The sequence below is a fragment of the Kluyvera sp. 1366 genome (genome assembly GCF_054823405.1).
On sequence record NZ_JBTRDW010000003.1, the window covers coordinates 498,845 to 523,574 of the forward strand.

General features: G+C 55.8%; 24 protein-coding genes. 19 read left to right on the plus strand and 5 right to left on the minus strand.

What is annotated here, in order from left to right; translation table 11 throughout:
* Positions 1–549: 549 nt before the first annotated feature.
* Genes ACVLVH_RS09130 through speG form a run of 6 tightly spaced genes read left to right on the plus strand, consistent with a single transcriptional unit; the run spans position 550 to position 6,074 of the window.
* A complete protein-coding gene (locus tag ACVLVH_RS09130) occupies positions 550–2,118 on the plus strand; it encodes an ABC transporter substrate-binding protein (RefSeq protein WP_101763445.1) in 1,569 nt (522 codons plus the stop codon).
* A complete protein-coding gene (locus ACVLVH_RS09135; protein WP_498949246.1) occupies positions 2,118–3,170 on the plus strand; it encodes an ABC transporter permease in 1,053 nt (350 codons plus the stop codon). The genes ACVLVH_RS09130 and ACVLVH_RS09135 overlap by 1 nt, the downstream gene beginning before the upstream one ends.
* Positions 3,167–4,024: an ABC transporter permease gene (locus tag ACVLVH_RS09140; RefSeq protein WP_101763443.1), complete on the plus strand. Its 858-nt coding sequence runs from the start codon at positions 3,167–3,169 to the stop codon at positions 4,022–4,024. The genes ACVLVH_RS09135 and ACVLVH_RS09140 overlap by 4 nt, the downstream gene beginning before the upstream one ends.
* A complete protein-coding gene (locus tag ACVLVH_RS09145) occupies positions 4,014–4,847 on the plus strand; it encodes an ABC transporter ATP-binding protein (protein WP_280171996.1) in 834 nt (277 codons plus the stop codon). Before ACVLVH_RS09140 ends, ACVLVH_RS09145 begins: the two co-directional genes overlap by 11 nt.
* On the plus strand, positions 4,840–5,532 hold the full coding sequence (locus tag ACVLVH_RS09150) for an ABC transporter ATP-binding protein (protein ID WP_498949249.1): 693 nt from the start codon (positions 4,840–4,842) through the stop codon (positions 5,530–5,532). Before ACVLVH_RS09145 ends, ACVLVH_RS09150 begins: the two co-directional genes overlap by 8 nt.
* A complete protein-coding gene (gene speG, locus ACVLVH_RS09155) occupies positions 5,529–6,074 on the plus strand; it encodes a spermidine N1-acetyltransferase (RefSeq protein WP_008101618.1) in 546 nt (181 codons plus the stop codon). Before ACVLVH_RS09150 ends, speG begins: the two co-directional genes overlap by 4 nt.
* A gap of 102 nt (positions 6,075–6,176) precedes the next feature.
* Here speG and ACVLVH_RS09160 read toward each other — a convergent pair whose 3' ends face one another.
* The 4 genes from ACVLVH_RS09160 to ACVLVH_RS09175 all read right to left on the minus strand — a co-directional run bounded on the left by ACVLVH_RS09160 (position 6,177) and on the right by ACVLVH_RS09175 (position 9,493).
* Positions 6,177–6,596, minus strand: a complete 420-nt coding sequence (locus tag ACVLVH_RS09160; protein WP_008101619.1) for a hypothetical protein — start codon at positions 6,594–6,596, stop codon at positions 6,177–6,179.
* An 84-nt stretch (positions 6,597–6,680) separates the two neighbouring features.
* A complete protein-coding gene (mmuM, locus tag ACVLVH_RS09165) occupies positions 6,681–7,616 on the minus strand; it encodes a homocysteine S-methyltransferase (RefSeq protein ID WP_498949251.1) in 936 nt (311 codons plus the stop codon).
* Positions 7,606–9,021 carry an S-methylmethionine permease gene (mmuP, locus tag ACVLVH_RS09170; protein WP_498949252.1) on the minus strand — a complete coding sequence of 472 codons (1,416 nt, stop codon included), beginning with the start codon at positions 9,019–9,021 and terminating at the stop codon, positions 7,606–7,608. The genes mmuM and mmuP overlap by 11 nt, the downstream gene beginning before the upstream one ends.
* A 133-nt stretch (positions 9,022–9,154) precedes the next feature.
* The gene (locus tag ACVLVH_RS09175) at positions 9,155–9,493 is read right to left on the minus strand and encodes a DUF2002 family protein (RefSeq protein WP_008101622.1); all 339 of its coding nucleotides are present in this window, start codon (positions 9,491–9,493) and stop codon (positions 9,155–9,157) included.
* Positions 9,494–9,643: 150 nt separating this feature from the next.
* Here ACVLVH_RS09175 and ACVLVH_RS09180 point away from each other — a divergent pair, with 150 nt between their 5' ends.
* The 11 genes from ACVLVH_RS09180 to emrB all read left to right on the plus strand — a co-directional run bounded on the left by ACVLVH_RS09180 (position 9,644) and on the right by emrB (position 22,187).
* Entirely contained in the window at positions 9,644–9,964 is a 321-nt protein-coding gene (locus ACVLVH_RS09180; protein ID WP_008101623.1) for a DUF883 family protein, read from the plus strand.
* Between the two features lie 461 nt (positions 9,965–10,425).
* Complete coding sequence (gene nrdH, locus ACVLVH_RS09185; protein ID WP_498949255.1) at positions 10,426–10,668, plus strand: glutaredoxin-like protein NrdH; 243 nt, start codon at positions 10,426–10,428, stop codon at positions 10,666–10,668.
* A gap of 3 nt (positions 10,669–10,671) precedes the next feature.
* Entirely contained in the window at positions 10,672–11,076 is a 405-nt protein-coding gene (nrdI, locus tag ACVLVH_RS09190) for a class Ib ribonucleoside-diphosphate reductase assembly flavoprotein NrdI (RefSeq protein ID WP_061718050.1), read from the plus strand.
* Positions 11,055–13,193 (plus strand): class 1b ribonucleoside-diphosphate reductase subunit alpha, encoded by a 2,139-nt coding sequence (nrdE, locus tag ACVLVH_RS09195; protein ID WP_498949257.1) that lies wholly within the window; start codon positions 11,055–11,057, stop codon positions 13,191–13,193. The genes nrdI and nrdE overlap by 22 nt, the downstream gene beginning before the upstream one ends.
* A gap of 8 nt (positions 13,194–13,201) precedes the next feature.
* Entirely contained in the window at positions 13,202–14,161 is a 960-nt protein-coding gene (gene nrdF, locus ACVLVH_RS09200; RefSeq protein WP_110868298.1) for a class 1b ribonucleoside-diphosphate reductase subunit beta, read from the plus strand.
* A gap of 482 nt (positions 14,162–14,643) precedes the next feature.
* Positions 14,644–15,834 carry a glycine betaine/L-proline ABC transporter ATP-binding protein ProV gene (gene proV, locus ACVLVH_RS09205; RefSeq protein ID WP_101763437.1) on the plus strand — a complete coding sequence of 397 codons (1,191 nt, stop codon included), beginning with the start codon at positions 14,644–14,646 and terminating at the stop codon, positions 15,832–15,834.
* A 2-nt stretch (positions 15,835–15,836) separates the two neighbouring features.
* Entirely contained in the window at positions 15,837–17,015 is a 1,179-nt protein-coding gene (gene proW / locus ACVLVH_RS09210) for a glycine betaine/L-proline ABC transporter permease ProW (protein WP_101763436.1), read from the plus strand.
* Between the two features lie 63 nt (positions 17,016–17,078).
* A complete protein-coding gene (gene proX / locus ACVLVH_RS09215) occupies positions 17,079–18,074 on the plus strand; it encodes a glycine betaine/L-proline ABC transporter substrate-binding protein ProX (RefSeq protein ID WP_101763435.1) in 996 nt (331 codons plus the stop codon).
* Positions 18,075–18,782: 708 nt separating this feature from the next.
* The gene (gene mprA / locus ACVLVH_RS09220; RefSeq protein WP_008101638.1) at positions 18,783–19,313 is read left to right on the plus strand and encodes a transcriptional repressor MprA; all 531 of its coding nucleotides are present in this window, start codon (positions 18,783–18,785) and stop codon (positions 19,311–19,313) included.
* A 148-nt stretch (positions 19,314–19,461) separates the two neighbouring features.
* The gene (emrA, locus tag ACVLVH_RS09225) at positions 19,462–20,634 is read left to right on the plus strand and encodes a multidrug efflux MFS transporter periplasmic adaptor subunit EmrA (RefSeq protein ID WP_110868299.1); all 1,173 of its coding nucleotides are present in this window, start codon (positions 19,462–19,464) and stop codon (positions 20,632–20,634) included.
* Positions 20,635–20,651: 17 nt separating this feature from the next.
* Positions 20,652–22,187, plus strand: coding sequence for a multidrug efflux MFS transporter permease subunit EmrB (gene emrB, locus ACVLVH_RS09230; protein WP_101763434.1), 1,536 nt, complete (start codon positions 20,652–20,654; stop codon positions 22,185–22,187).
* A 37-nt stretch (positions 22,188–22,224) separates the two neighbouring features.
* Here the strand turns inward: emrB and ACVLVH_RS09235 are convergent, their stop codons facing one another.
* Positions 22,225–23,337, minus strand: a complete 1,113-nt coding sequence (locus ACVLVH_RS09235) for a tRNA/rRNA methyltransferase (RefSeq protein WP_137386321.1) — start codon at positions 23,335–23,337, stop codon at positions 22,225–22,227.
* A gap of 156 nt (positions 23,338–23,493) precedes the next feature.
* Here ACVLVH_RS09235 and trxC point away from each other — a divergent pair, with 156 nt between their 5' ends.
* Both trxC and ACVLVH_RS09245 read left to right on the plus strand, forming a co-directional pair.
* Positions 23,494–23,913 carry a thioredoxin TrxC gene (gene trxC / locus ACVLVH_RS09240; protein ID WP_110868290.1) on the plus strand — a complete coding sequence of 140 codons (420 nt, stop codon included), beginning with the start codon at positions 23,494–23,496 and terminating at the stop codon, positions 23,911–23,913.
* A 91-nt stretch (positions 23,914–24,004) separates the two neighbouring features.
* Positions 24,005–24,709, plus strand: coding sequence for a tRNA-uridine aminocarboxypropyltransferase (locus ACVLVH_RS09245; RefSeq protein ID WP_110868291.1), 705 nt, complete (start codon positions 24,005–24,007; stop codon positions 24,707–24,709).
* Positions 24,710–24,730: the final 21 nt, after the last annotated feature.

Sequence of the window (24,730 nt, forward strand, 5' to 3'; positions counted from 1 at the left end):
TCGAGGCGGAGGGAAAAGTGTGTTAAAAATCATGTGCATGATGATATCCCCACGGGCTTTGGCCCGTTACAATGTCGTTTAAAGGGAACAATCATCAGAAAAGAGAGGATTGCTGCCCGCCGTGTTGGCAAGCAGCGACAAAAAAGTTCGCGCGTCAGCTTGCCTTGTGATGCCAACTAAAAGGGTGACTGTCCAACTGAACTCTCCTGCTTTGAAATTGCGGCCATTATATTCTGGCAAGTAACGAAGTAAAGTTAATTATCGGTTAGTCACCCATCATTTATATTCCGTTGCAGTTGAGTTGATATTACCTCACATGCACATTCCGTAGCGGCGTGATTAATCGCGCGATTTTGCGTTAACGATCCTGCACCCAAAGCCCTTCCACACATTGCGCAATGAATTGCGCCGCTACGGATTGTGCGGTTTTCCCTTATAACTGAACCATGCGTCTTAGATCATTAATGCATATGCATAGCCTGAAATTGACTATTCTTCACTGCTGCGCTCTCGTAAACTCGCGTTACTTTTTTTAGGCAAGGAAACAACATGAAAAAAATTATTCCATCACTGCTGGCGTTATCGCTGGTAGCCGCCTTCTCTGTTCAGGCAGCGACGCCGAAAGATACGCTGGTGATTGCCCAGTCTACCGATGATGCCGACAGCTTCGATCCCGCGCAGGGCTTCGAGCTCACCACGGTGCAAGCGTTCACTAACATTTATCAGCGCCTGGTTCAGTCCGATCCCACCAATCCAACCGATTTGCAGCCAACGCTGGCCACGTCCTGGCAAGCGGGCAGCGATAATCGCAGCCTGACGTTTGAACTACGCAAAGGTGCTCAGTTCGCCAGCGGCAATCCGCTGCGTCCGGAGGATGTGATCTTCTCACTGGGTCGCGTGGTGAAACTCAACCTCGATCCCTCCTTTATTCTTACCCAACTTGGCTGGAATAAAGACAACGTCGATACCTTCCTGAAAAAGGTTGATGACAACCACGTACAGATCAGCTGGAGCGCCAACGTCAGCCCGGCGTATGTGCTCAGCCTGCTCTCCGCGCCGGTCTCTTCGATTGTTGATGAGAAAACCGCGCAGGCCAACGCGAAGAACGGTGACTTCGGCCATGCGTGGCTCGGTACTCACTCTGCCGGTAGCGGCCCGTATCAGATTCGTAAAGTGGTGCTGCACGAAGCGATTCTGCTGAGCGCGAATCCAACTTCGCCAGCGGGCGCTCCGAAGCTGAAAAATATCCTGATTAAAAACGTTCCGGAACCGGCTGCGCGTCGTCTGCTGCTGGAACAGGGCGATGTGGATATCGCGCGTAACCTCGGTGCGGATCAGATCGCCTCGCTGAAAGGCAAAGCGGGCGTGAAGACCGAAGCGATTCCGATGGCGTCGCTCTATTACATCCAGTTCAACATCGGTGAAAACCCGGTGCTGAAGAACCCGGCGCTGTGGGAAGCAGCTCGATACCTATTCGACTATAAAGGTATCGCTAACGACCTGCTGAAAGGCCAGTTCGACGTGCATCAAACCTTCCTGCCGAAAGGCTTCCTCGGCGCAATCAACGACACGCCGTACACTTACGATCCTGAGAAAGCCAAAGCGATTCTGAAGAAAGCCGGTCTGACCAACGTCAGCTTCACGCTTTCCACCAGCAACCAGCCGCCTTACCTCGATATCGCGCAGGCGCTGCAGGGCAGCTTTGCCAAAGGCGGCGTGAAAGTGGAAGTGCAACCTGGCCTGAGCTCTGAAGTCTCGACCCGCGTGAAGGCGCACAAATATGAAGCCACCCTGAACGCCTGGGGCGCAGACTATTTCGATCCCAACACCAACGCCGCGTCCTTCGCTTACAACCCGGAAGATGGCAGCAAAACCGTGGCTTACCGTTCTGACTGGCACATCCCGGAGCTGAACAAGCAAACGCTGGCCGCCACCGCCGAGAGCGATAACAACAAGCGCGTCGAACTCTATCAGGCGATGCAGCGTGAAGTGCTGAAGAACTCGCCGTACGTGATTGGCTTGCAGGCGAAAAACCTGATTGCGCTGCGCGACAATCTGCAAGGCTATGTGCAGGGCATCAACCCGGACATGGTGTATTACTCGCAGGTTTCTAAGTAATGGCAGTGTCAGCTTCACAGGCCGGGTTCGCCCGGCCACTTTGGCAACGCGTTAGCCACATCGTCACCAGCCTGCTCTCGCTGCTGGTGACGTTGGTCGGTTTGTTAGCGTTCACTTTTATGCTGTCGCACCTGTCACCTGTCGATCCGGTGCAACAGATCGCAGGCGATCACGCCAGCGAAGCCACCTACGCGCAGGTGCGACACTATCTCGGTCTTGATCAGCCGGTGCTGGTGCAGTTCTGGCGCTATATCAGCCAGTTGGCGCGCGGCGATCTCGGCTTATCGCATCTGACCAATCAACCGGTCAGCGCCGACCTGATGCGCACCTTCCCGGCCACCATTGAGCTGGCCACCTGCGCGATGATTTTTGCCGCGGTGTTCGGCATTGCCTTAGCGCTGATGGCGGCGTGGAAGCCGGGCAGCATCATCGATAACGTGGCGCGTTTTGTTTCGCTGCTCGGCTACTCGGTGCCGGTGTTCTGGCTCGGCTTGCTGGGTTTGCTGCTGTTTTATGCCGTGCTGCACTGGTCCGCCGGACCGGGCCAGCTTGATGACATCTGGATCTACACGCTGGAGCCAAAAACCGGCTTTGTACTGATTGATAGCTGGATGTCCGGCGATCCCGAGATGTTCCACAATGCGATTGCCCACTTGTGGCTGCCGGTGGTGATTCTCGGCCTGCTGGCGATGGCGGGTATCACGCGCCTGCTGCGCGCGGCGCTGCTGGAAGAGAGCAGCAAAGAGTATGTGGTGCTGGCGCGTGCGAAAGGTGCCAGCCGTGGCCGCATTTTGCTGCGTCATATTTTCCCCAACGTGCTGGGCACGCTGATTACCGTTATCGCCCTCTCCTACGCCACGCTGCTGGAAGGTTCGGTACTCACCGAAACGGTATTTGCCTGGCCGGGCGTTGGTCGCTACATGACTAACGCGCTGTTTTCCTCCGATGTACCGGCGATTCTCGGCTCGACCTTGCTGATTGGCAGCTGCTTTATTCTGCTCAACGCGCTGGCCGATGCCCTGACCTGGTTAACCGATCCGAGAACCCGATGACTCAACAACTCTCTGAACTGGAAACGCTGCGTCCGCGCCGCCGCCGCGCGCGCGTGACCTCGCTTTCCATCGGCCTGACGCTGGTGCTGATTGTGGTGGCGATGGCGTTGTTCGCGCCATTGCTGGCGCCTTTCGATCCCAATGCGCAGATCATCTCCCAGCGTTTGCAGGCGCCATCGGCGCTGCACTGGTTTGGCACCGATGGCTTTGGCCGCGATCTGCTGTCACGCGTGATTTATGGCGCGCGCCCCACGCTGCTGTTGGTGTCACTGATTCTGGTGCTGACCATTCCGGTTGGCCTGCTGGTCGGCATCACCGCCGGTTACGTGGGCGGCTGGACCGAGCGCGTGTTGATGCGCATAACCGATATCTTCCTGTCGCTGCCGAATCTGGTGATCGCGCTGGCGCTGGTCGCCATGCTCGGCCCCGGCTTGATGAATGGCGCACTGGCGCTGGCGCTCACCAGCTGGCCGCCGTTTGCCCGTCAGGCGCGCGCGGAAACGCTGGCGCTGCGCCGCAGTGATTACCTCGCCGCCGCGCGCATGCAGGGCATCACCGGTTTACGCCTGATGTTTGGCCACATTCTGCCGCTGTGTATGCCAACGGCGGTGGTACGTGCCGCGCTGAGCCTCGGCGGAATCATTCTTTCAGCGGCGGGCCTCGGCTTCCTTGGCATGGGCGTGCAACCGCCTACCGCCGAATGGGGTTCGATGGTGGCAGAAGGCAGTAAAGTGATCTTCGACCAATGGTGGGTTGCCGCCGCACCCGGCGGCGCGATTCTGTTCGCCAGCCTGGCGTTTAACCTGACAGGCGATGGCCTGCGTGACCGACTGGATACTCGTCATGCCAAATGATCTGTTAATTGATGTACAAGGCCTGACGATTCGCAGCGATGATGCGCTGCTGGTCGATAACATTGGCTTCCAAATTGGCCGCGAGCGCGTGGCGCTGGTGGGTGAATCCGGTTCCGGTAAATCACTCACCGCACGTACGCTGATGGGCTTGCTGTCACCTTCGCTGCACTTGCAGGCCGATCGCTTGCAGATTGTCGACACCGATGCGCTGAGCCTGCGCGAGCGTGACTGGATCCAGCTACGCGGCAGTAAAGTGGCAATGGTGATGCAGGATCCGAAATATGCGCTCAATCCCACGCGCACCATTGGCTGGCAGGTGGAAGAACCGCTGGTGCTGCACCACAAATTGAGCGGCGCTGAACGTAAAGAGAAAGTGTGCGAGATGCTGGATGCGGTGGGCTTGCCCGACCCGCGTCAGCTGATGAAACGCTATCCGCATCAACTTTCTGGCGGCATGGGGCAACGCGTGATGCTGGCGATCGCCCTGATCACCGATCCTGAACTGCTGATCGCCGATGAACCTACGTCGGCGCTCGATCACGCGATGCGCGATCAGGTACTGGCGCTGATTCGTCGTCTGGTTGAACAGCGCAACATGGGTTTGCTGCTGATCAGCCACGATCTGCAACAGGTTTCCGAGCACTGCGAACGTGTGATGGTGATGTATCAGGGCCGCGTGCTGGATACCTTGCCGGCGTCCGAACTCTCCAACGCCAGCCATCCTTACACCAGCACCTTGTGGGCCTGTCGTCCGAGTAAAGCCACGCACGGCGAGCGTTTGCCGGTGCTGGATCGTGCCGCGCTGGAGAAGAATTATGATTGAGTTAGCGAACCTCAGCGTTTCGCACAAGCAAGGTTACGAGCTGCGCACCGTGGTGCACGATGTGTCGCTGCAGGTCGCGGCCGGTGAGTGTTTTGGTCTGGTTGGCCCGTCCGGCTGCGGCAAGTCGTCGCTGCTGTGGGTGCTGGCGGGATTGAATCCGCACTGGAGAGGCAGCATGTCGCTGGCGGGCACCGCCGTGCAGCCCGGTAAAGCGTTTACCGGCCAGCTGCGCCGCGATGTGCAGATGGTGTTTCAGGATCCCTACGCTTCGCTGCATCCGCGCCATCGCCTGCGTCGCACGCTGGCGGAACCGCTGAAAATGCTCAAACGTGATAACATCGACGACCGCATTAATGCCGGGTTCCGTCATGTCGGGCTCGATCCGGCGCTGGCGGATCGCTATCCGCATCAGCTTTCAGGCGGTCAGCGTCAGCGCGTAGCGATTGTGCGCGCCCTGCTGCTGGAACCCAAGATCCTGCTGCTGGATGAGCCGACCTCGGCGCTGGACATGTCGGTGCAGGCTGAGATCCTCAACCTGCTCAACGATCTAAAGCAAAAAGATGGTTTAACCATGGTGCTGGTCAGCCACGATCCGGATGTGATCGATCACATGTGCGATCGCGCGGCGCGTATGGCGCAGGGCCGCATCGTGGAGCAACATTCAACAACAAGGAACACCGTATGACGGTTAAGTTACGTCCGCTGGAGCGGGAAGATTTACGCTTTGTGCACCAATTAGATAACAACGCCAGCGTGATGCGTTACTGGTTTGAAGAACCGTACGAAGCGTTTGTCGAGCTTTCGGATCTGTATGACAAACATATCCATGACCAGACCGAGCGCCGCTTTGTGGTGGAGCATGATGGACACAAAGCCGGGTTGGTGGAGTTGGTCGAGATTAATCACGTGCATCGCCGCGCTGAGTTTCAGATCATTATCGATCCTTCCCATCAGGGCAAAGGCTTAGCCACCAAAGCGGCAAAGCTGGCGATGGATTACGGCTTTTCGGTGCTGAATCTCTACAAACTCTATCTAATTGTCGATGAAGAGAATAAGAAGGCGGTGCATATCTACACCAAGCTGGGTTTTGAGGTGGAAGGCGTACTGAAGCACGAATTTTTCATCAACGGCGAATACCGCAACACCATCCGCATGTGCATTTTCCAGCAGCAACATCTGGCGCAGCATAAAAGCGCCAATGCGATGGTGAAGCCTACCGCGCAGTAACTCAAACTTTTGAATGATTTGTAGCGGCGCAATTAATTGCGCTGTTTTTTTTCGCGGTAAGATTGCGCAATAAATTGCGCCGCTACGATCGGTGCGGGCTTATTAACCCCGCGCGCCGACGACGTTCAGCTTCGGCTGTGGATGCTCTGGTTTGAGATCGTACATGCCGCCGTAGAAGGGATCGACCAGCAGCCAGCCGGGGAAGCCCAACAGCGGAATATTGCCGAGCAAATACCACAGATTGGCATTGGCCTCGATCGGCAAGGTTAGCGGCACGTAGCCCGGACTCTCCAGCATCACCTGATAGTGCTTCTTACCAAAGTAATTCCCGGTCGATTTCGCCAGCTCGACGGTTTGCGGCGTATAGCCCTGCGCCACCGCGCGGCCGGTCTCATCCTGCACGGTGAAACGCGCGCCTTGCGGCAGGGAGTCGATTTTTACCGGTTGCGTTTCAGTGCCGACAATGGTGGCGCAGCCGCTCAGCAGCAGCGCACAGGCAGGAAAAAGAGGTCGCAGGTTCATAGCAGGTCCGCTTCAGCATCAGATAGGACAGTGTAAACTGCCCTTCTGTGCTTAATCGCGCTATCACTGATGATTTTCTGCGCTTTATTGCGGTTGACAACAGGCAGCAATCGCCGCGATATCCTGCGGCGTGGTACGGCAGCAGCCGCCAATCAGGCGTGCGCCCGTCTGCTGCCATTCAGCGAATTTGTCATGCAGCGTGCAGCCCGACGGCGCGGAGTGCCAGGTTTTGCTGCTGGCATCGTACTGCTCGCCGGAGTTCGGATAGACCAGCAGCGGCTTATCACACAGCGCCTGGAAGCGGCGCAGAGCGGGCGTTACGCTCTCCAGCGCCACGCAGTTGATGCCAACCGCCACCACCTGCGATGCCGCATGCACCAGCTCAGCCACTTTACTCAACGGCGTGCCGTCGCTGATGTGTTCGGCATCGCGCAGGGTAAAGGAGAACCACGCGCTGCTGGCAGGGAATTCAGCCAGTAAACTCACCAGCGCCTGCGCTTCGGCGAAGGACGGCAACGTTTCACAGGCCAGCAGATCGACACCCGCTTCCAGCAACGCCTTCACGCGCGGACGGTGGAACGCTTTCATCTCCTCTTCCGGCAGCGCGTAATCACCGCGATACTCCGCACCATTGGCCAGAAAAGCGCCATACGGCCCGACCGAACCGGCCACCAGCAGCGGCGCGGTGCTGGCGAAGGATGCGCGATAGTCATCACGCGCGCGCTGCGCCAGCTGTACGCTCTGAGTGATCAGTGCCAGCGCCTGCGCTTCATCTAAGCCGCGCGCGGCAAAACCCTGCGGCGTGGCCTGATAGCTGGCGGTGATCGCCACATGCGCGCCGGCAGCAAAGTAGTCGTGATGCACCTGATAAATCAGCTCAGGATTTTCCATCAGCACTTTGGCCGACCACAGCGCATCGGCCAGATTGCAGCCGCGCGCCTCCAGCTCGGTCGCCAGCGCGCCATCCAGAATCAGCGTGTCAGTTTGGGTTAGAGCCTGCGCGATAGGATTACGCGACATCGTTGGCCTCCTCAGCCTTAAGGGATGACTTGCGTCGTTGCGTGACATGGTATGCGGCATAGCAGAACAGCACAAACGGAATGCCGCACCACAGCGCAATACGCTGCGACGGATCGAATGCCAGTCCGACGCACGCCAGCAGGCATAACAGGAAGCCCAGAATCGGCGTCAGCGGATAGAGCGGCGCGCGATACGCCAGCTGTTGTAAGCTGCCGCCCGCCTGCAGATGGCGACGGCGGAACACATAGTGCGAGGCGCAGATGCTGAGCCACACCGCCACCACGGCAAAACCGGAAATCGCCGACAGCGCCACAAACACCGTGTCCGGCGCAATTACACTGGAGAACAGCGCCAGCAAGCCGCCAATCATGCTCACGGTCAGCGCCAGCACCGGAATGCCACGACGGTTGACGCGCGCAAAACAGCGCGGCAGCGTCTTCTCATTAGCCAGCGACCACAACATACGGCCAGAAGCATACAGGCCGGAGTTGGCGGCGGAGAGAATGGCGGTGAGGATCACGAAGTTGAAAATATCCGCCGCGTACGGGATGCCGATCTTTTCAAACACCAGCACAAACGGGCTTTTGACGATCCCGGCCTGATCTATCGGGATCAGCGCCGCCAGCACAAATACCGTGCCGATAAAGAAGATGATCAACCGTGCGACGGTGGTGCGGATCGCCAGCGGCAGCGCTTTTTGTGGCTGCTCGGTTTCACCGGCAGCGATACCGATCAATTCCGTGCCCGAGAAAGCGAAGTTGACCGCCACCATGGTCATCAGAATCGGCAGCGTGCCGTGCGGCAGCCAGCCGGAAGCGGTGAGATTGTGTAATCCCGGCGCAGCGCTGCCGTCTTTCATCGGGATAAAACCAAAGATCGCGCCCGCACCGAGAATGATAAAGGCGATGATGGTGATCACTTTAATGATGGAGAACCAGAATTCACCTTCGGCAAAGAAGCGCGTTGAGACGATATTCAGCAGATAAATAGCGATGCAGAACACCAGACACCACGTCCACACCGGCACGCTTGGGAACCAATACTGCATACAGAACCCGGCGGCGGTCAGGCTGGAACCCAGCGCCACCGTCCAGGTGAGCCAGTAAAGCCAGGCGACGGTATAACCGGTGGCCGGACTGAGATAGCGCGCGGCATAGACGTGGAACGCGCCGGTTTCCGGCATCGCTACGGCCAGTTCGCCGAGACAGACCATCACCAACCACACCACCAGCGCACCAATCAGATAGGCCAGCAAGGTGCCGGCTGCACCGGTGGTTGAGATGATGTAGCCGGTATTGAAGAACAGCCCGGTTCCGATCACACCGCCCAGCGACAGCATCACCAGATGCCGTACTTTCATGGTGCGCTTAAAGTTTTCCTGAGGAGGCGTATCCTGAGTTTGCATGATATTTATCCGTATGGACGTCTGAACATCTATATGGACACAAGTTTATACGCGTCAGCGTGCGGATTTGCAACGGGGCAGAAGGAGAGGATTGAGTCAGGGTTTGCGGCCCCGCGTGAAACGGGGCGCAAGTTCAGGCGCCAAATACGCCTTGCAGATAACGCTCAAGCGCAACGCGCGAGCTGAAGCCGTGCGGAATGCCGTAATGCTCCTGCGAATCGCCCATTAAGTAGAGTGGGAATTGCGTGTAGTGATCGCAGGTTTTCATCTCTGAAGCCGGTTCAGCAAAGCTCTGGCTTTTCTCTTTCAGCGTCGGGTGAATGATTAAGGCGGTCCGTCCCATACGCGCTTCGCGATTGACGTACACATAGTTTTCGCCGCGACGATAACCGTAAATTTTTGGCGTTTGGGTATCCATTTCGAAGCCCACTTTCTCAAGTACGCGCGCTACCTCATCTGGTCGTAAATACATGCTTGCTCCTCTCTTCTCACAGCCCCGCAACCTTACAGCAGCAAGATGGCATGGGCATTCGGAATTTTCCCTAAAGCCTGGCACATCCCTGCGTTTAATCACGCTTCGTCTACACTAAGTATTACGTTTTAAATCAAAGGGAGCTAAAAAATGTTTAATCGAAGCGCAAAAAACGATGACATTGATATCAATCAGGATGTAAACGAACTGGCCGATTCGCTAGAGGCGTTACTTAAATCTTATGGCAGTGAAGCTAAAGACGAAGTTGATAATGCCCGTAGCCAGGCGCAGGCGCTGTTGAAGCAGACGCGTGCCAAACTGAGCGGCGGACAGAGTCGCGTATCGCAAGCGGCACGTGATGCGGGTACGCAGGTTGACGCCTATGTCCACGACAAGCCGTGGCACGGCGTGGGCGTCGGTGCGGCGATAGGTTTAGTGCTTGGCGCGCTGCTGGTATCTTCACGCCGATAAGCCTATGTTCGTTGATGCAATGAGCCTCGCTGATGCGGGGCTTTTTTGTGGGCGCGAGATAGTGCGCGCTTTCCCTCACCTTAACCCTCTCCCGCAGGCGGGAGAGGGAATGATTAGGTGGCGTTCAACTGTAACACCTATGCTGGATCGGCTCCTTCTCCCGCTTGCGGGAGAAGGCTGGGATGAGGGCCAAATCGCACAAAATTCAACCAACCTTCCCATCTCATTCCCTTTACAAAAAATTTTTCCGGCCTGGAAGGCGCATGATCTCTGGTCTTAGCGAATATCCGAAGATCAAAATCACAAAACCCTATATCTGGTGGGCTTGACCCTTTTACCCACTACATCTAGTATTCAACCCATCAACTAACTACCAAATGTCGTCAAGGACGAAGTTCGATGCAAACAGGAATTTGCTTCGTATCTCGCAATCTGACCGCAATCAAAGGGAAATACGAATCATGCGCATTATTATTTACACCAAAGACAACTGTGTCCAGTGCAATGCGACTAAAAATGCCATGGACCGCAAAGGTATCGACTATCAGCTGATCAACCTTGATACCCAACCTGAAGCCATCGACAACCTCAAATCTCTCGGCTATCGCCAGGTGCCAGTGGTGATGACGCAAGACGATCACTGGGGTGGCTTCCGTCCCGACAAAATTGCCAGCCTGCGCCAGCTCGCGGCCGTAGGGGGATAAGCCATGTTTCCACTGGTCTATTTCTCTAGCCAGTCGGAAAACACGCACCGATTCATCACACGTCTTGGGCTGCCTGCCCGCCGCATTCCGGTTGACGGCAAGCAGCGCCTGCATATCGAACAGCCCTACATTTTAGTGGTGCCGAGCTACGGCGGCGGCAGTTCGCGCGGTGCGGTGCCGAGACAAGTGATTCAATTCCTCAATGATGATGCCAACCGACGCGGGATTCGCGGGGTGATCGCTGCCGGTAACCGCAACTTCGGTGAAGGCTATTGCCTGGCGGGCGACATCATTGCGCAGAAATGTCAGGTTCCCTATCTCTACCGCTTTGAGCTGATGGGAACCCCCGACGATATCGCTAATGTAAAAGCGGGAGTGACCCAATTTTGGCAACGACAGACACCCTAAATAGCTCGCTAACTGATTACCACGCGCTCAACGCGATGCTGAACCTGTATGACGCCGATGGCCGCATCCAGTTCAGTAAAGATCACGAAGCTGCGCGCCAGTTCTTCCTGCAGCATGTACAACCCAATACCGTGCAGTTTGCCTCGGCAGGCGAGCGCCTGCGCTATCTGGTGGCCGAAGGCTACTACGAAGCCGAGGTGCTGAATCAGTACGCTTTCGATTTCCTGTGTCAGCTGCACGATGAAGCTGATGCGGCAGGTTTCGCCTTTCACACCTTCCTCGGGGCGTGGAAGTTTTACACCAGCTACACGTTGAAAACCTTCGACGGTAAACGCTATCTGGAAACCTTCGAACAGCGCGCCTGCATGGTGGCGCTGACGCTGGCACGCGGCAATGAAACCTTAGCGCGCGAGCTGCTGGCGGAAATGCTGAGCGGTCGCTTCCAGCCCGCTACGCCAACCTTCCTTAACTGCGGTAAGCAGCAGCGCGGCGAGCTGGTTTCCTGTTTCCTGTTGCGCATCGAAGACAATATGGAATCGATTGGTCGCGCGGTGAATTCGGCGCTGCAACTGTCGAAACGCGGCGGCGGCGTGGCGTTCCTGCTCTCCAACCTGCGAGAATCGGGTGCGCCGATTAAGCGCATTGAGAACCAGTCATCGGGCGTGATTCCGGTGATGAAGATGCTGGAAGATGCGTTCTCCTACGCTAACCAGCTGGGTGCGCGTCAGGGCGCAGGCGCGGTATGGCTAAATGCCCATCACCCGGATATTTTCCGCTTCCTTGATACCAAACGCGAAAACGCCGACGAGAAGATCCGCATCAAAACGCTGTCGCTCGGCGTGGTGATCCCGGATATCACCTTCCAACTGGCGAAAGAGAATCGCGATATGGCGCTGTTCTCGCCCTACGATGTCGAGCGCATCTACGGCAAAGCCTTTGGTGACATCAGCATCAGCGAGCATTACGACGAGATGCTGGCGGACGATCGCATCACCAAAACCTACATCAAGCCGCGCGATTTCTTCCAGACGCTGGCGGAGATTCAGTTTGAATCCGGCTACCCGTACATCATGTTTGAAGACAGCGTGAACCGCAGCAACCCGATTGCCGGGCGCATCAACATGAGTAATCTCTGTTCCGAGATTTTGCAGGTTAACAGCGCCAGCGAGTTCAATGACGATCTCAGCTATCGTCGCGTCGGCAAAGATATCTCCTGCAACCTCGGCTCGCTCAACATTGCGCATGCCATGGATTCGCGCAATCTGGCGCAAACCGTGGAAACCGCCGTGCGTGCACTGACCGCCGTTTCCGAGATGAGTGAGATCAATTCGGTGCCTTCGGTGGCGGAAGGCAATCGCCGCTCGCACGCGATTGGCCTCGGTCAGATGAACCTGCATGGTTATCTGGCGCGCGAAGGCATGGCGTACGGTTCAGAAGAGGCGCTGGATTTCACCAATCTCTACTTCTATTGCGTCACCTATCACGCCGTGCGCACCTCGAATCTGCTGGCGCAGGAGCATCAGAAGAGTTTCGACGGTTTCGCCGAGTCGAAATACGCCAGCGGCAGTTACTTCGATAAATATGTCGAACAGCGCTGGCTGCCGCGCACCGCGCGCGTGGCAAAACTGTTCGCCGATGCCGGACTGACTCTGCCAACGCAGGCCGACTGGCAAGCGCTGCGCGCAGCAGTGATGCAACATGGGCTGTACAACCAGAACCTGCAGGCGATTCCGCCCACCGGTTCGATCTCGTACATCAACCATGCGACCTCCAGCATTCACCCGATTGTGTCGCGCATTGAGATCCGTAAAGAGGGCAAAACCGGCCGCGTTTACTATCCGGCGCCGTTTATGACCAACGACAATCTCGACCTCTATCAGGATGCGTACTCCATTGGGCCGGAAGCGATTATTGATACCTACGCCGAAGCCACGCAGCACGTCGATCAAGGCCTGTCGCTGACGCTGTTCTTCCGCGACGACGTCACCACGCGCGATATCAACAAAGCGCAGATCTACGCGTGGAAAAAAGGCATCAAAACGCTCTATTACATTCGTCTGCGCCAGATGGCGCTTCAAGGCACCGAGGTGCAGGGCTGCGTCTCCTGCTCACTGTGATGAAAACTATGCAACTAAAACAAATTCAAGCCATTAACTGGAACCGCATCCAGGACGAAAAAGACCTCGAAGTGTGGAACCGACTGACCAGTAATTTCTGGCTGCCGGAAAAAGTGCCGCTCTCCAACGATTTGCCAGCGTGGCAGTCGCTGGACCACCAGCAACAGCAGCTGACTATTCGGGTGTTTACCGGATTGACGCTGCTCGACACCATCCAGAACGTGATTGGTGCGCCGGGCCTGATGGAAGATGCTATTACGCCACACGAAGAAGCTGTGCTGTCGAACGTCTCCTTTATGGAAGCGGTGCATGCGCGTTCGTACAGTTCGATATTCTCCACGCTGTGTAATACCGCAGATGTCGATGCGGCGTATCGCTGGAGTGAAGAGAATGAAGCGTTGCAGAACAAGGCGAAGATTGTGCTGGAGCACTATCGCGCCGAGGATCCGCTCAAGAAGAAAATCGCCAGCGTGTTCCTTGAATCGTTCCTGTTCTACTCCGGTTTCTGGCTGCCGATGTATTGGTCAAGCCGTGGCAAGCTGACCAACACCGCAGATCTGATTCGCCTGATCATTCGCGACGAAGCGGTACACGGCTACTACATCGGCTATAAGTACCAAAAGTCGCTGGAAAACGTCGATGCTGGCCGCCGCGAGGAGTTGCAGCAGTTTGCGATTGATTTGCTGCTGGCGCTGTACGAAAACGAAGTGGTGTATACCGAAGCGTTGTACGGTGAAGTCGGTTGGGCGGAAGAGGTGAAAACCTTCCTGCACTACAACGCCAATAAAGCGCTAATGAACCTCGGCTACGAAGCGCTGTTCCCGGCCGAACTGACCGCCGTGAACCCGGCGATTTTGTCCGCGCTGTCGCCCAACGCCGATGAAAACCACGACTTCTTCTCAGGTTCTGGATCCTCTTACGTAATGGGGAAAGCCGTAGAAACCGAAGACGAAGACTGGAATTTCTAATACGCGTCATACTTCGCGCTGCCTGGAGGCACCTACTTTTGGCACAGCAGCGTTGACTGCGCCCACTCTTCCCAGTCACATAGTTCACTATGCTGCTGGGTCGAGCGGGCTTGTCGCCTTGCTGTGACGCGAATTATTTAGCGTATTAATTCAGTGATCATTATTTTTTAAACCAATCTTATTTCCGCTCTTCTCACCCATTTATTTCACTTATATTTCTTCTTTTTGGATTGATTTTCGGCCACTCTGCACCAGAAACGGACTGAAACGCACATAAATTCACATCTCAAATGCAAAAAATTAATCCACGCGCATCCCTTGTGAGCACTGGCGATTTTAGCGATTGACTGCTGCGCGCGCCGCCGAATATCGCCATTCAGGGTTGTCAGATAATTTCACTATGTTAGGGTATAGGGCGCTTAATTTTAATCAGGACCACAACAAGAAATAGTTAAACATTTAACCGGGAAATTAATTACTGCATGGCAATTAAACTCGAAGTAAAGAATTTATATAAAGTATTTGGGGATAATCCCGAAAAGGCATTTAAGCTGATCGATAAAGGCGAAAGCAAAGAGAGTATTCTGGCAAAAACCGGCCTCTCTGTTGGCGTCAAAAATGCCAGTCTGGCCATTGAAGAAGGCGAGATCTTCGTCATCATGGGGCTTTCAGGTTCAGGTAAGTCCACCATGGTTCGCCTTCTCAATCGTCTGATCGAGCCCACTCGCGGCCAGGTAATCATAGACGGTGTCGATATTGCCAAAATATCGGAATCAGAACTGCGTGAAGTCCGCAGAAATAAGATCAGTATGGTATTTCAATCCTTCGCGCTGATGCCACACATGACGGTGCTAAATAATGCCGCCTTTGGCATGGAATTAGCCGGCATTCCTTTAGCCGAACGTCAGGAAAAAGCGCTGGAAGCATTGCGTCAGGTTGGCCTGGATAATTACGCCCACTCTTATCCCGATGAACTTTCTGGCGGTATGCGTCAACGCGTTGGATTAGCCCGCGCATTGGCGATTAATCCTGATATTTTATTAATGGATGAAGCTTTCTCAGCACTTGATCCGTTGATTCGTACCGAAATGCAGGATGAACTGGTAAAACTGCAGGCCAAACATCAGCGTACCATTGTATTTATTTCTCACGACCTCGATGAAGCGATGCGTATTGGCGACCGCATTGCCATTATGCAGGGCGGCGAAGTGGTGCAGGTCGGGACGCCGGATGAAATCCTCAATAATCCTGCCAATGATTATGTGCGCACCTTCTTCCGCGGCGTCGATATTAGTCACGTGTTTAGCGCCAAAGATATTGCGCGTCGCAGTGCGGGTTCTCTGATCCGCAAAGCCGCCGGTTTTGGTCCGCGATCCGCCATCAAGCTGCTGCAGGATGAAGATCGCGAATATGGCTACGTGCTGGAGAAACAGAAGTTTGTTGGCGTGGTGTCCACCGATTCATTGAAAGCCGCGCTGGCGGCCGGTGAAGGGCTGGATAGCGCGCTACTCGACACGCCCTTAGCGGTTCCTGCCGATACCTCCCTGAACGATCTGCTGTCGCATGTGGCACAAGCGCCCTGCGCCGTGCCGGTAGTCAGCGAAGAGAATCAGTACGTCGGTATCATTTCGAAAAGCATGCTGTTGCGTGCTTTAGACCGTGAAGGAGCCTAATCATGAGCGAACAAACAGCGAATCCGTGGGAAAGCGCCAGCCAAACCACCCAGCAACCTGCCACCACTGATACCAGCCCCGCCGCCAGCAGCAGCGATCCCTGGGCGAGCGGCGGTGCCGCGCCTGCAGATAGCAGCTCCGGCAGCGCCGATGCATGGGGCGATCCCTCCGCCGCCAGCAGCGGTGGCCACGATGCCGCCAGCAATGCTGCCAGCAGCAGCGACTGGCTGAGCAGCGCACCCGCTCCCGCGCCGGAACATTTCAACCTCATGGACCCGTTCCATAAAACCTGGATTCCGCTTGATAGCTGGGTGACTGAAGGCATCGATTGGGTGGTCAGCCATTTCCGTCCGGTGTTTCAGGGCATTCGCGTGCCGGTGGATTACATCCTCAGCGCGTTCCAGCAGTTACTGCTCGGCATGCCCGCGCCGGTAGCGATTGTGGTGTTCGCACTGATCGCCTGGCAGATTGCCAGCCCGGCGATGGGCATTGCTACGCTGGTCTCGTTGATTGCCATTGGCGCGATTGGTGCCTGGTCGCAGGCGATGGTGACGCTGGCGCTGGTGCTAACCGCCCTGCTGTTCTGCATAATCATCGGCTTGCCGCTCGGCATCTGGCTGGCGCGCAGTGAACGTGCCGCGCGCATTATTCGTCCGCTGCTGGATGCGATGCAGACCACGCCAGCCTTCGTCTATCTGGTGCCCATCGTCATGCTGTTTGGTATCGGCAACGTGCCGGGCGTAGTGGTGACCATTATCTTTGCGCTGCCGCCGATTGTGCGCCTCACCATTCTTGGGATTAAGCAGGTACCAGCCGACCTGATTGAAGCGAGTGAATCCTTCGGTGCCAGCCCGCGTCAGATGCTGTTCAAAGTGCAGCTGCCGCTGGCGATGCCGACCATCATGGCTGGCGTAAACCAGACGCTGATGCTGGCGCTGTCGATGGTGGTGATCGCCTCGATGATCGCGGTTGGCGGTCTCGGTCAGATGGTGCTGCGCGGCATTGGTCGCCTGGATATGGGCCTCGCCACCGTCGGCGGCGTGGGCATCGTGATCCTCGCCATTATCCTCGATCGCTTGACGCAGTCGATGGGCCGCGACAGCCGCAGCCGTGGCAGCCGTCACTGGTACAGCACTGGCCCGCTCGGTCTGCTGATGCGCCCTTTCAGTAAAAAAGCCTGATTTCAATGGGCGGTCCGCTGCGGCCGCCCGTCTTCGACGTAACACGTAAAATAAGGAATGACTATGCGCAAGACAGCTCTCATCGCCGCCGTCCTGACGACGTTCGCCGCGACGCACGTGTCCGCCGCCGACCTGCCCGGTAAAGGCATCACCGTTAAACCGACGCAGAGTACCATCTCTGAAGAGACCTTCCAGACGCTGTTGGTAAGCCGCGCGCTGGAGAAACTCGGCTATACCGTTGAGAAGCCAAGCGAGATTGATTACAACGTGGCGTACACCACCATCGCAGCCGGTGATGCCACCTTTATTGCCACCAACTGGCAACCGCTGCACGACGATATGTATAAAGCCGCGGGCGGCGATGCGAAGTTTTATCGCCAGGGCACTTACGTCGGTGGCGCGGCTCAGGGTTACCTGATCGATAAGAAAACCGCCGAGCAGTATCACATCACCAATATTGAACAGCTGAAAGATCCCAAGATCGCCAAACTGTTTGATACCAATGGCGATGGCAAAGCGGATTTGACCGGCTGTACGCCAGGCTGGGGCTGTGAAGCGGTGATTAATCACCAGATTGATGCCTACAAGCTGAGCAACACCGTGGAGCACAATCAGGGCAACTACTCGGCGATGATCGCCGATACCATCACGCGCTTTAAACAGGGCAAACCGGTGTTCTATTACACCTGGACGCCGTATTGGGTCAGCGACGTGCTGAAGCCGGGTAAAGATGTGGTATGGCTGCAGGTACCGTTCTCTTCACTGCCGGGCGAGCAGAGCAAAGTCGATACCAAGCTGGCGAACGGGGCTAACTACGGTTTCCCGGTGAACACCATGCATATCGTCGCCAACAAAGCCTGGACCGAGAAAAATCCGGCCGCGGCAAAGCTTTTTGCTGAGATGAAGCTGCCGATTGGCGACATCAACGCCGAGAATGCGGCGATGCATGCGGGCCATGCTTCTGAAGCCGATATCAATGGCCACGTTGATGGCTGGATCAAAGGTCACCAGGCGGAATTCGATAAGTGGATTCAGGACGCACTGGCGGCAGCGAAGTAACGCATTTACATTAGCGTTGGTATTGTAGCGGCGCGATTTATCGCGCCGTTTTTCATGGAATAATTCCACTTCAGGAACTCAGCGCAATAAATTGCGCCGCTACGGCAAATGGCTGCCTCTCCCCTTTTCCTTTCCCCCGATAAGCGAAGCGTGCGCTATAGCGCACTGGTACGTCCTGTTAATTAACACACCATTGAAATAATTTTTTCGGTTACTATTACCTACAAATGATTATCTCTCTTATCCGCACGCTATGACTGCTTCCCGTTTAGCGATCAAATTCCATCACTTAGGCTGGTGTCGCATTCGCGCGGGCGTTGTTAAGAGCATGTTAATCAACACCTTGATTTACGTGGATAAGCGGCGCGCGAAAAGTGTTTAGAAATCGTAAAGATGGTTCTAAACCGCTGAGCAATACTATTCATTAATGATTGGGTTTGTTATGGTTAGCAGCGCAGTTATTCACCAGAGTTATTTTTTCTCGCGAAATTATTTATCTGTAAAAAGGTTTCCCGAGATGAATTGATGGCATCGGCTGCCTGTATGTTCAGGTGGGATGTCAGGGCAAAATGCCCAGGGTTAAGGAACAACCTGGAATATCAGATGTTGACTATGTGATCGTGCTAACAATCACCTGCGGAAATTGTGACTACGCTTAATCTGTCACCATCATTACTATACCAGTTGCAACTAAGAGGTTTTTTTAAAATGGAAAGTTCGTTTACTCCCATTGAACAGATGCTTAACATCCGTGCTAACCGCCATAAAGATTTTCCGCTGCAGGAGATCATTTTGACCCGCTTGTGCATGCACATGCAGGGTAAACTGCTGGATAATCGCAACAAAATGTTGAAGGCGCAGGGAATTAACGAGACCTTATTCATGGCGCTGATTACCCTTGATGCACAGGAAAATCAGAGCATTCAGCCTTCAGAACTGAGTTCTGCCCTCGGCTCTTCACGCACCAATGCCACGCGTATCGCTGATGAGCTGGAGAAGCGCGGCTGGATCGAACGTCGTGAAAGCGAGAACGACCGTCGCTGCCTGCATCTGCATTTGACCGAAAAAGGCAATGAATTCCTGCGCCAGCTGCTGCCACCGCAGCATCAGAGCCTGCAATACCTGTGGTCTTCGCTCTCCACTAATGAGCAGGATCAGCTGGAATCGATTACCCGTAAGTTACTTAACCGTCTCGATAAAATGGACGAAGATCAGGTTATCGCTTCCCTGTCGCGCTAATAGCAAGAAGTGCGACACAATCACCTTCCGAAATCGCTATTTTAATCCCCTTTTGTCCGGCCAGCGCTTAAGTGCTGGCTTTTTTGACTCGGGCAACCGTGTTGAAGGATCGGCACATCCCGACTAAATGGAAAACGTGGAGAACGACATGAGTGCGACAGCGGAAGCTCAAAGCCCGCAACAGCCAGCGAATAAAAAGAAGAAGCGCAAAGGTGTGCTGATCCTGCTGGCTATCGTGTTTGTAATTATTGGTGTTTCGTATCTGGCTTACTGGTATTTGGTGCTGCGTCACTTCCAGGAAACCGATGATGCGTACGTGGCGGGCAACCAGGTGCAGGTGATGGCGCAGGTTTCTGGCAGCGTAAACAAAGTGTGGTTTGATAATACCGACGTGGTGAAGAAAGGCGACGTCCTGGTGTCGCTGGATAAAACCGATGCCGAGCAGGCGTTTGAAAAAGCGCAGACCGCGTTAGCCACCAGCGTGCGTCAAACCCACCAGCTGATGATCAATGGCAAGCAGTATCAAGCTACCATCAAGCTGCAGCAAACCGCGCTGGAACAGGCCGAAGCTGACCTGAAACGCCGCGAGCCGCTGGGCGCGTCTAATCTGATTGGCCGCGAAGAGCTGCAACACTCGCGTGATGCCGTGGCGACAGCCAAAGCGCAGCTGGATGTGGCAGTGCAGCAATACAACGCTAACCAGGCGATGATTCTGAATACCTCGCTGGAAAATCAGCCCGCGGTACAGCAGAGTGCGGCTGAGCTGCGCGATGCCTGGCTGGCGCTGCAGCGTACTGAAATCCGTAGCCCGATTGATGGCTTCATTTCACGTCGCAGCGTACAGGTTGGCTCGCAAATCTCCACCACCACCCCGCTGTTGGCGGTGGTGCCGTCCACTAATCTGTGGATCGATGCAAACTTCAAAGAGACCCAGCTTGCAGGTGTCCGTATCGGCCAATCGGCCACGGTGATCAGTGATATCTACGGCGATGACGTCGAGTATCACGGCAAAGTGGTGGGTCTGGATATGGGTACCGGCAGCGCCTTCTCGCTGCTGCCTGCGCAGAACGCCACCGGTAACTGGATTAAAGTGGTCCAGCGTCTGCCGGTGCGTATCGAGCTGGATCCGAAACAAGTGGCGGAACATCCGCTGCGTATCGGCCTCTCCACGCTGGTGAAAGTGGATACCCAAAATAAAGAGGGTGCCACGCTGGCCAGCACCGTGCGTTCGCAAGCCGCGTATGAAAGTAATGCGTTGGCAATCGACCTCGCGCCGGTTAACCAGCTGATTACTGACATCGTTCGTGCCAACGCTGACTAACGCCGCGGGAGGCTGTTATGGCACAAAAACCGCTTGAAGGTGCGCCGTTAGTCCTGATGACCATCGCCCTGTCGCTGGCGACGTTCATGCAGGTACTCGACTCCACCATCGCTAACGTGGCGATTCCGACCATCGCCGGTAACCTCGGTGCCTCGAACTCGCAGGGCACCTGGGTGATTACCTCTTTCGGGGTGGCGAACGCCATCTCGATTCCGATTACCGGTTGGCTGGCCAAGCGCATCGGTGAAGTGAAGCTGTTTACCTGGTCGACCATCCTGTTTGTATTGGCGTCCTGGGCTTGCGGCATGTCCGAAAGCCTGGAGATGCTGATCTTCTTCCGCGTCATTCAGGGCGTGGTTGCCGGTCCGCTGATTCCGCTGTCGCAGAGTTTGCTGCTGAACAACTATCCGCCAGCGAAACGCAGCGTGGCGCTTTCGCTGTGGGCGATGACGGTGATTGTGGCACCGATCTGCGGTCCGATTCTCGGCGGCTGGATCAGCGATAACTATCACTGGGGCTGGATCTTCTTCATCAACGTACCGATTGGTTTGGTGGTGGTGTTACTGACGCTGCAAACGCTGCGTGGACGTGAAACCAAAACCGAAATCCGTCGGATCGATATGGTGGGGTTGGTACTGCTGGTGGTGGGCATTGGCTCGCTGCAGGTGATGCTGGATCGCGGAAAAGAGCTCGACTGGTTTAGCTCAACCGAGATCATTGTGCTGATGGTGGTCGCCGTGGTGGCGCTGCTGGTGTTGCTGGTGTGGGAGCTCACCGACGACCATCCGATAGTCGATTTGTCGTTGTTCAAGATGCGCAACTTCACCATCGGCTGTTTGTCGATTAGCCTGGCCTATATGCTTTACTTCGGCTCGATAGTGTTGCTGCCGCAGCTGTTACAGGAGGTATATGGCTACACCGCTACCTGGGCCGGATTGGCGTCGGCACCGGTGGGGATTCTGCCAGTGATCCTGTCGCCGATCATTGGCCGCTTCGCCCACAAGCTGGATATGCGTAAGCTGGTGACCTTTAGCTTCATCATGTATGCCGTCTGTTTTTACTGGCGCGCCTACACGTTTGAGCCGGGGATGGATTTTGGTGCATCAGCGTGGCCGCAGTTTATTCAGGGCTTTGCGGTGGCGTGCTTCTTTATGCCGCTCACCACCATTACGCTGTCAGGCTTACCGCCAGAACGCATGGCGGCGGCATCAAGCCTGTCGAACTTCGTGCGTACGCTGGCAGGTTCCATCGGTACCTCGATTACTACCACCATGTGGAGTAACCGTGAATCGATGCATCATAGCTATCTGTCGGAGTCGGTGAATCCGTACAACGTCAATTCACAGCAGATGTATGACCAGTTGCAAAGCATGGGCATGACCCAGCAGCAGGCCTCGGCATATATCGCGCAGCAAATTACCAATCAGGGTCTGATTATTTCAGCGAATGAGATCTTCTGGGCATCGGCGGGCGTGTTCTTGATCTTGCTGGTGCTGGTGTGGTTTGCGCGTCCACCATTTGGTGCGGGCAGTGGCGGCGGTGGCGCTCACTAAGCGAGACAAACAAAAACGGGCCTTGCGGCCCGTTTTTTTATGCGTTCTGACGCCACCATTCGGCGAGCAGAATACCGGTTGCCACTGACACGTTGAGGCTTTCAACGTTGCCGGTGCCACCAATCGACAGGCTGAGATCGCCCTGCTGGAAAGCGCTGTCTGACAGACCTTCGCTCTCCTGACCCAACACCAGCACCATTTTGGCAGGCAGCTCAGCTTTCGCCAGCGGTGTGCCTTCGTGGCTTGAGGTGGTAACGATGGTGTAACCCGCTTTACGGAACGCTTCCAGGCCATCGGCAAAGCTTTCGCCGCTGATTGCCTGTACGTGTTCAGCGCCACCTTCGGCGGTACGTACTGCCGCACCTGACTCCAGCAGCGAAGCATCATTCACCAGCAAACCTTTCACACCGAAGTGCGCGCAGCTACGCATAATGCCGCCAAGGTTGTGCGGGTTGCTGACATCTTCCAGTGCCAGCACGCAATCTTTGGTGGGGGCCTTGGTCAGCCACTCGGTAACCGGCATGCCCATACGTTTTTTGATGATGAAGCACACGCCACCGTGGTGTTCAGTACCTGAAGCTTTGGTCAGCTCAGCATCTTCAACCACATGATAGGCTTTGCGGTTGGCCGCCAGCCAGCGCAGGGTTTCACGGAAACGCGGTGTTACGCTCTGAATAAACCAGGCACGCACGATGCTTTCCGGACGGCTCAGGAACAGCGCCTGACAGGCATTTTCACCGTAGACGCGCGTCTCTTCCTGACGCTGACGGCGAATCTGCTCGGGATCGATGACCGGCTTATTCGCGACATCATCCAGTTGGCTATCATCCGCGACCGGCGGACGAGAAACGGTGCGCCACGGCGAATCACCGAAGCTGCGGTTGTCGTCACCACGATCGTCACGACGACCAAAGCTGCGACCGCGTTCGGTATTACTCGCACCGCGCGGTGCCGAGCTGCGTGCGCCGCTACGGCCACCTTCTTCATTATTACGTGCACCGCTGCGAGGACCAGAACGACGATTATCTTCCTGGCGCGCAGCAGGACGGCCGCCTTTGCCGGTACGGGGATTCGGCTTTTGACCACTCTCCTCATCACGTACGTACATCACTTTTACCTTGCCGCTTTTGCCTTTAAATTCGTCGTTCATCTGTTCCTCCAGCATTGAGAGCGCGAAGATTACCTGATGTGTCGGTGCTTAGCTATCAACTATTGAACCTATTGGGCAATCCAGATTGAGCATAGCACTCAACCTTTTCATAATGTCCGGCAATCATCAGATTTACAGGTCCGGGTTGAGGTAAATATGAATACAGTTTGTGCCTCCTGTCAGGCAACCAACCGCGTGCCCGAGTCGCGCATGGCTGATGGAGCAAAATGTGGTCGTTGCGGCGGCGAGCTATTCAACGGTGAAGTCGCCAACGCGACCGCAGCCACGTTGGATAAGTATCTGCAAGACGATCTGCCGGTGGTGATCGACTTCTGGGCGCCGTGGTGCGGCCCGTGCGTTAACTTCGCACCGGTGTTTAAAGATGTCGCCGACGAGCGTCGCGGCAAGGTGCGCTTCGTGAAAGTGAATACTGAAGCCGAACCGGCGCTTAGTTCGCGTTTCCGCATTCGCAGCATTCCTACTATTATGCTGTTCAAGAACGGCGAGATGGTCGACATGCTGAACGGCGCAATGCCGAAAGCGCCCTTCAACGAGTGGCTCGACGAATCGCTGTAAACCGCTGATGGCCAGCCGCGAGCTGGCCTTCCTTATTACCTTTCCCGGCTAATTCCATTACACTGGCGTTTTTTCTCCTGCCTGCGAATTTATGTTTGAAAATGCCGTTCTGCGCTTACGTGCGCAACGTTTAGCGCGCGCCACGCGCCCGTTTCTTGCGCGCGGTAATCGTGTCATTCGTTGCCAACGCTGCCTGCTGCCGCAGAAAAACTGTCTGTGTGCCACCATCCAGCCTCAGCAAGCGCGCAGTCGCTTCTGTCTGGTGATGTTCGATACCGAGCCGATGAAGCCGAGCAATACCGGAAGGTTAATTGCCGATGTGCTGCCGGACACCGAGGCGTTTGGCTGGTCACGCACCGAGCCGGATGCCGCGCTGCTGGCGGCGGTGAAGAACGCGCATTATCAGCCGCTGGTGGTTTTCCCGGCGTCTTACGCAGATGCCGATCGCGAAGTGCTCACTAGCCCGCCGCTCACCGGCAAACCGCCGCTGTTTATTATGCTCGACGGCACTTGGACGGAAGCGCGCAAGATGTTCCGCAAAAGTCCGTGGCTGGATGCGTTGCCGGTGATGTCGCTCAACGTGTCTGCGCCCTCGCGCTACACGCTGCGCGAGGCCCACGGCGAAGGCCAGCACTGCACCGCCGAAGTTGCTGCCGCGCTGCTGGAACAGGCCGGGGATCTCGCCGCCGCCGCAGAATTGCAGCACTATTTCGCCCGCTTCCGTCATGCTTATCTGGCGGGGAAACCGCATCATCCGATTCATGCTCTGGAAGAAGCATTGAGTAGCGGAATCTGAAGCTGGCTCTCAGCCTGCGAT

Coding starts and splice junctions, on each gene's coding strand:
- ACVLVH_RS09175 (WP_008101622.1), bottom strand. CDS start 9,493: ATGTATTTACGACCAGATGAGGTAGCGCGCGTACTTGAGAAAGTGGGC.
- ACVLVH_RS09235 (WP_137386321.1), bottom strand. CDS start 23,337: ATGAACGACGAATTTAAAGGCAAAAGCGGCAAGGTAAAAGTGATGTAC.
- nrdH (WP_498949255.1), top strand. CDS start 10,426: ATGCGCATTATTATTTACACCAAAGACAACTGTGTCCAGTGCAATGCG.
- mprA (WP_008101638.1), top strand. CDS start 18,783: ATGGAAAGTTCGTTTACTCCCATTGAACAGATGCTTAACATCCGTGCT.
- proX (WP_101763435.1), top strand. CDS start 17,079: ATGCGCAAGACAGCTCTCATCGCCGCCGTCCTGACGACGTTCGCCGCG.
- ACVLVH_RS09160 (WP_008101619.1), bottom strand. CDS start 6,596: ATGAACCTGCGACCTCTTTTTCCTGCCTGTGCGCTGCTGCTGAGCGGC.
- trxC (WP_110868290.1), top strand. CDS start 23,494: ATGAATACAGTTTGTGCCTCCTGTCAGGCAACCAACCGCGTGCCCGAG.
- ACVLVH_RS09130 (WP_101763445.1), top strand. CDS start 550: ATGAAAAAAATTATTCCATCACTGCTGGCGTTATCGCTGGTAGCCGCC.
- nrdI (WP_061718050.1), top strand. CDS start 10,672: ATGTTTCCACTGGTCTATTTCTCTAGCCAGTCGGAAAACACGCACCGA.
- ACVLVH_RS09245 (WP_110868291.1), top strand. CDS start 24,005: ATGTTTGAAAATGCCGTTCTGCGCTTACGTGCGCAACGTTTAGCGCGC.
- ACVLVH_RS09180 (WP_008101623.1), top strand. CDS start 9,644: ATGTTTAATCGAAGCGCAAAAAACGATGACATTGATATCAATCAGGAT.
- ACVLVH_RS09140 (WP_101763443.1), top strand. CDS start 3,167: ATGACTCAACAACTCTCTGAACTGGAAACGCTGCGTCCGCGCCGCCGC.
- mmuM (WP_498949251.1), bottom strand. CDS start 7,616: ATGTCGCGTAATCCTATCGCGCAGGCTCTAACCCAAACTGACACGCTG.
- speG (WP_008101618.1), top strand. CDS start 5,529: ATGACGGTTAAGTTACGTCCGCTGGAGCGGGAAGATTTACGCTTTGTG.
- emrA (WP_110868299.1), top strand. CDS start 19,462: ATGAGTGCGACAGCGGAAGCTCAAAGCCCGCAACAGCCAGCGAATAAA.
- nrdF (WP_110868298.1), top strand. CDS start 13,202: ATGCAACTAAAACAAATTCAAGCCATTAACTGGAACCGCATCCAGGAC.
- mmuP (WP_498949252.1), bottom strand. CDS start 9,021: ATGCAAACTCAGGATACGCCTCCTCAGGAAAACTTTAAGCGCACCATG.
- ACVLVH_RS09145 (WP_280171996.1), top strand. CDS start 4,014: ATGCCAAATGATCTGTTAATTGATGTACAAGGCCTGACGATTCGCAGC.
- ACVLVH_RS09135 (WP_498949246.1), top strand. CDS start 2,118: ATGGCAGTGTCAGCTTCACAGGCCGGGTTCGCCCGGCCACTTTGGCAA.
- emrB (WP_101763434.1), top strand. CDS start 20,652: ATGGCACAAAAACCGCTTGAAGGTGCGCCGTTAGTCCTGATGACCATC.
- proV (WP_101763437.1), top strand. CDS start 14,644: ATGGCAATTAAACTCGAAGTAAAGAATTTATATAAAGTATTTGGGGAT.
- proW (WP_101763436.1), top strand. CDS start 15,837: ATGAGCGAACAAACAGCGAATCCGTGGGAAAGCGCCAGCCAAACCACC.
- ACVLVH_RS09150 (WP_498949249.1), top strand. CDS start 4,840: ATGATTGAGTTAGCGAACCTCAGCGTTTCGCACAAGCAAGGTTACGAG.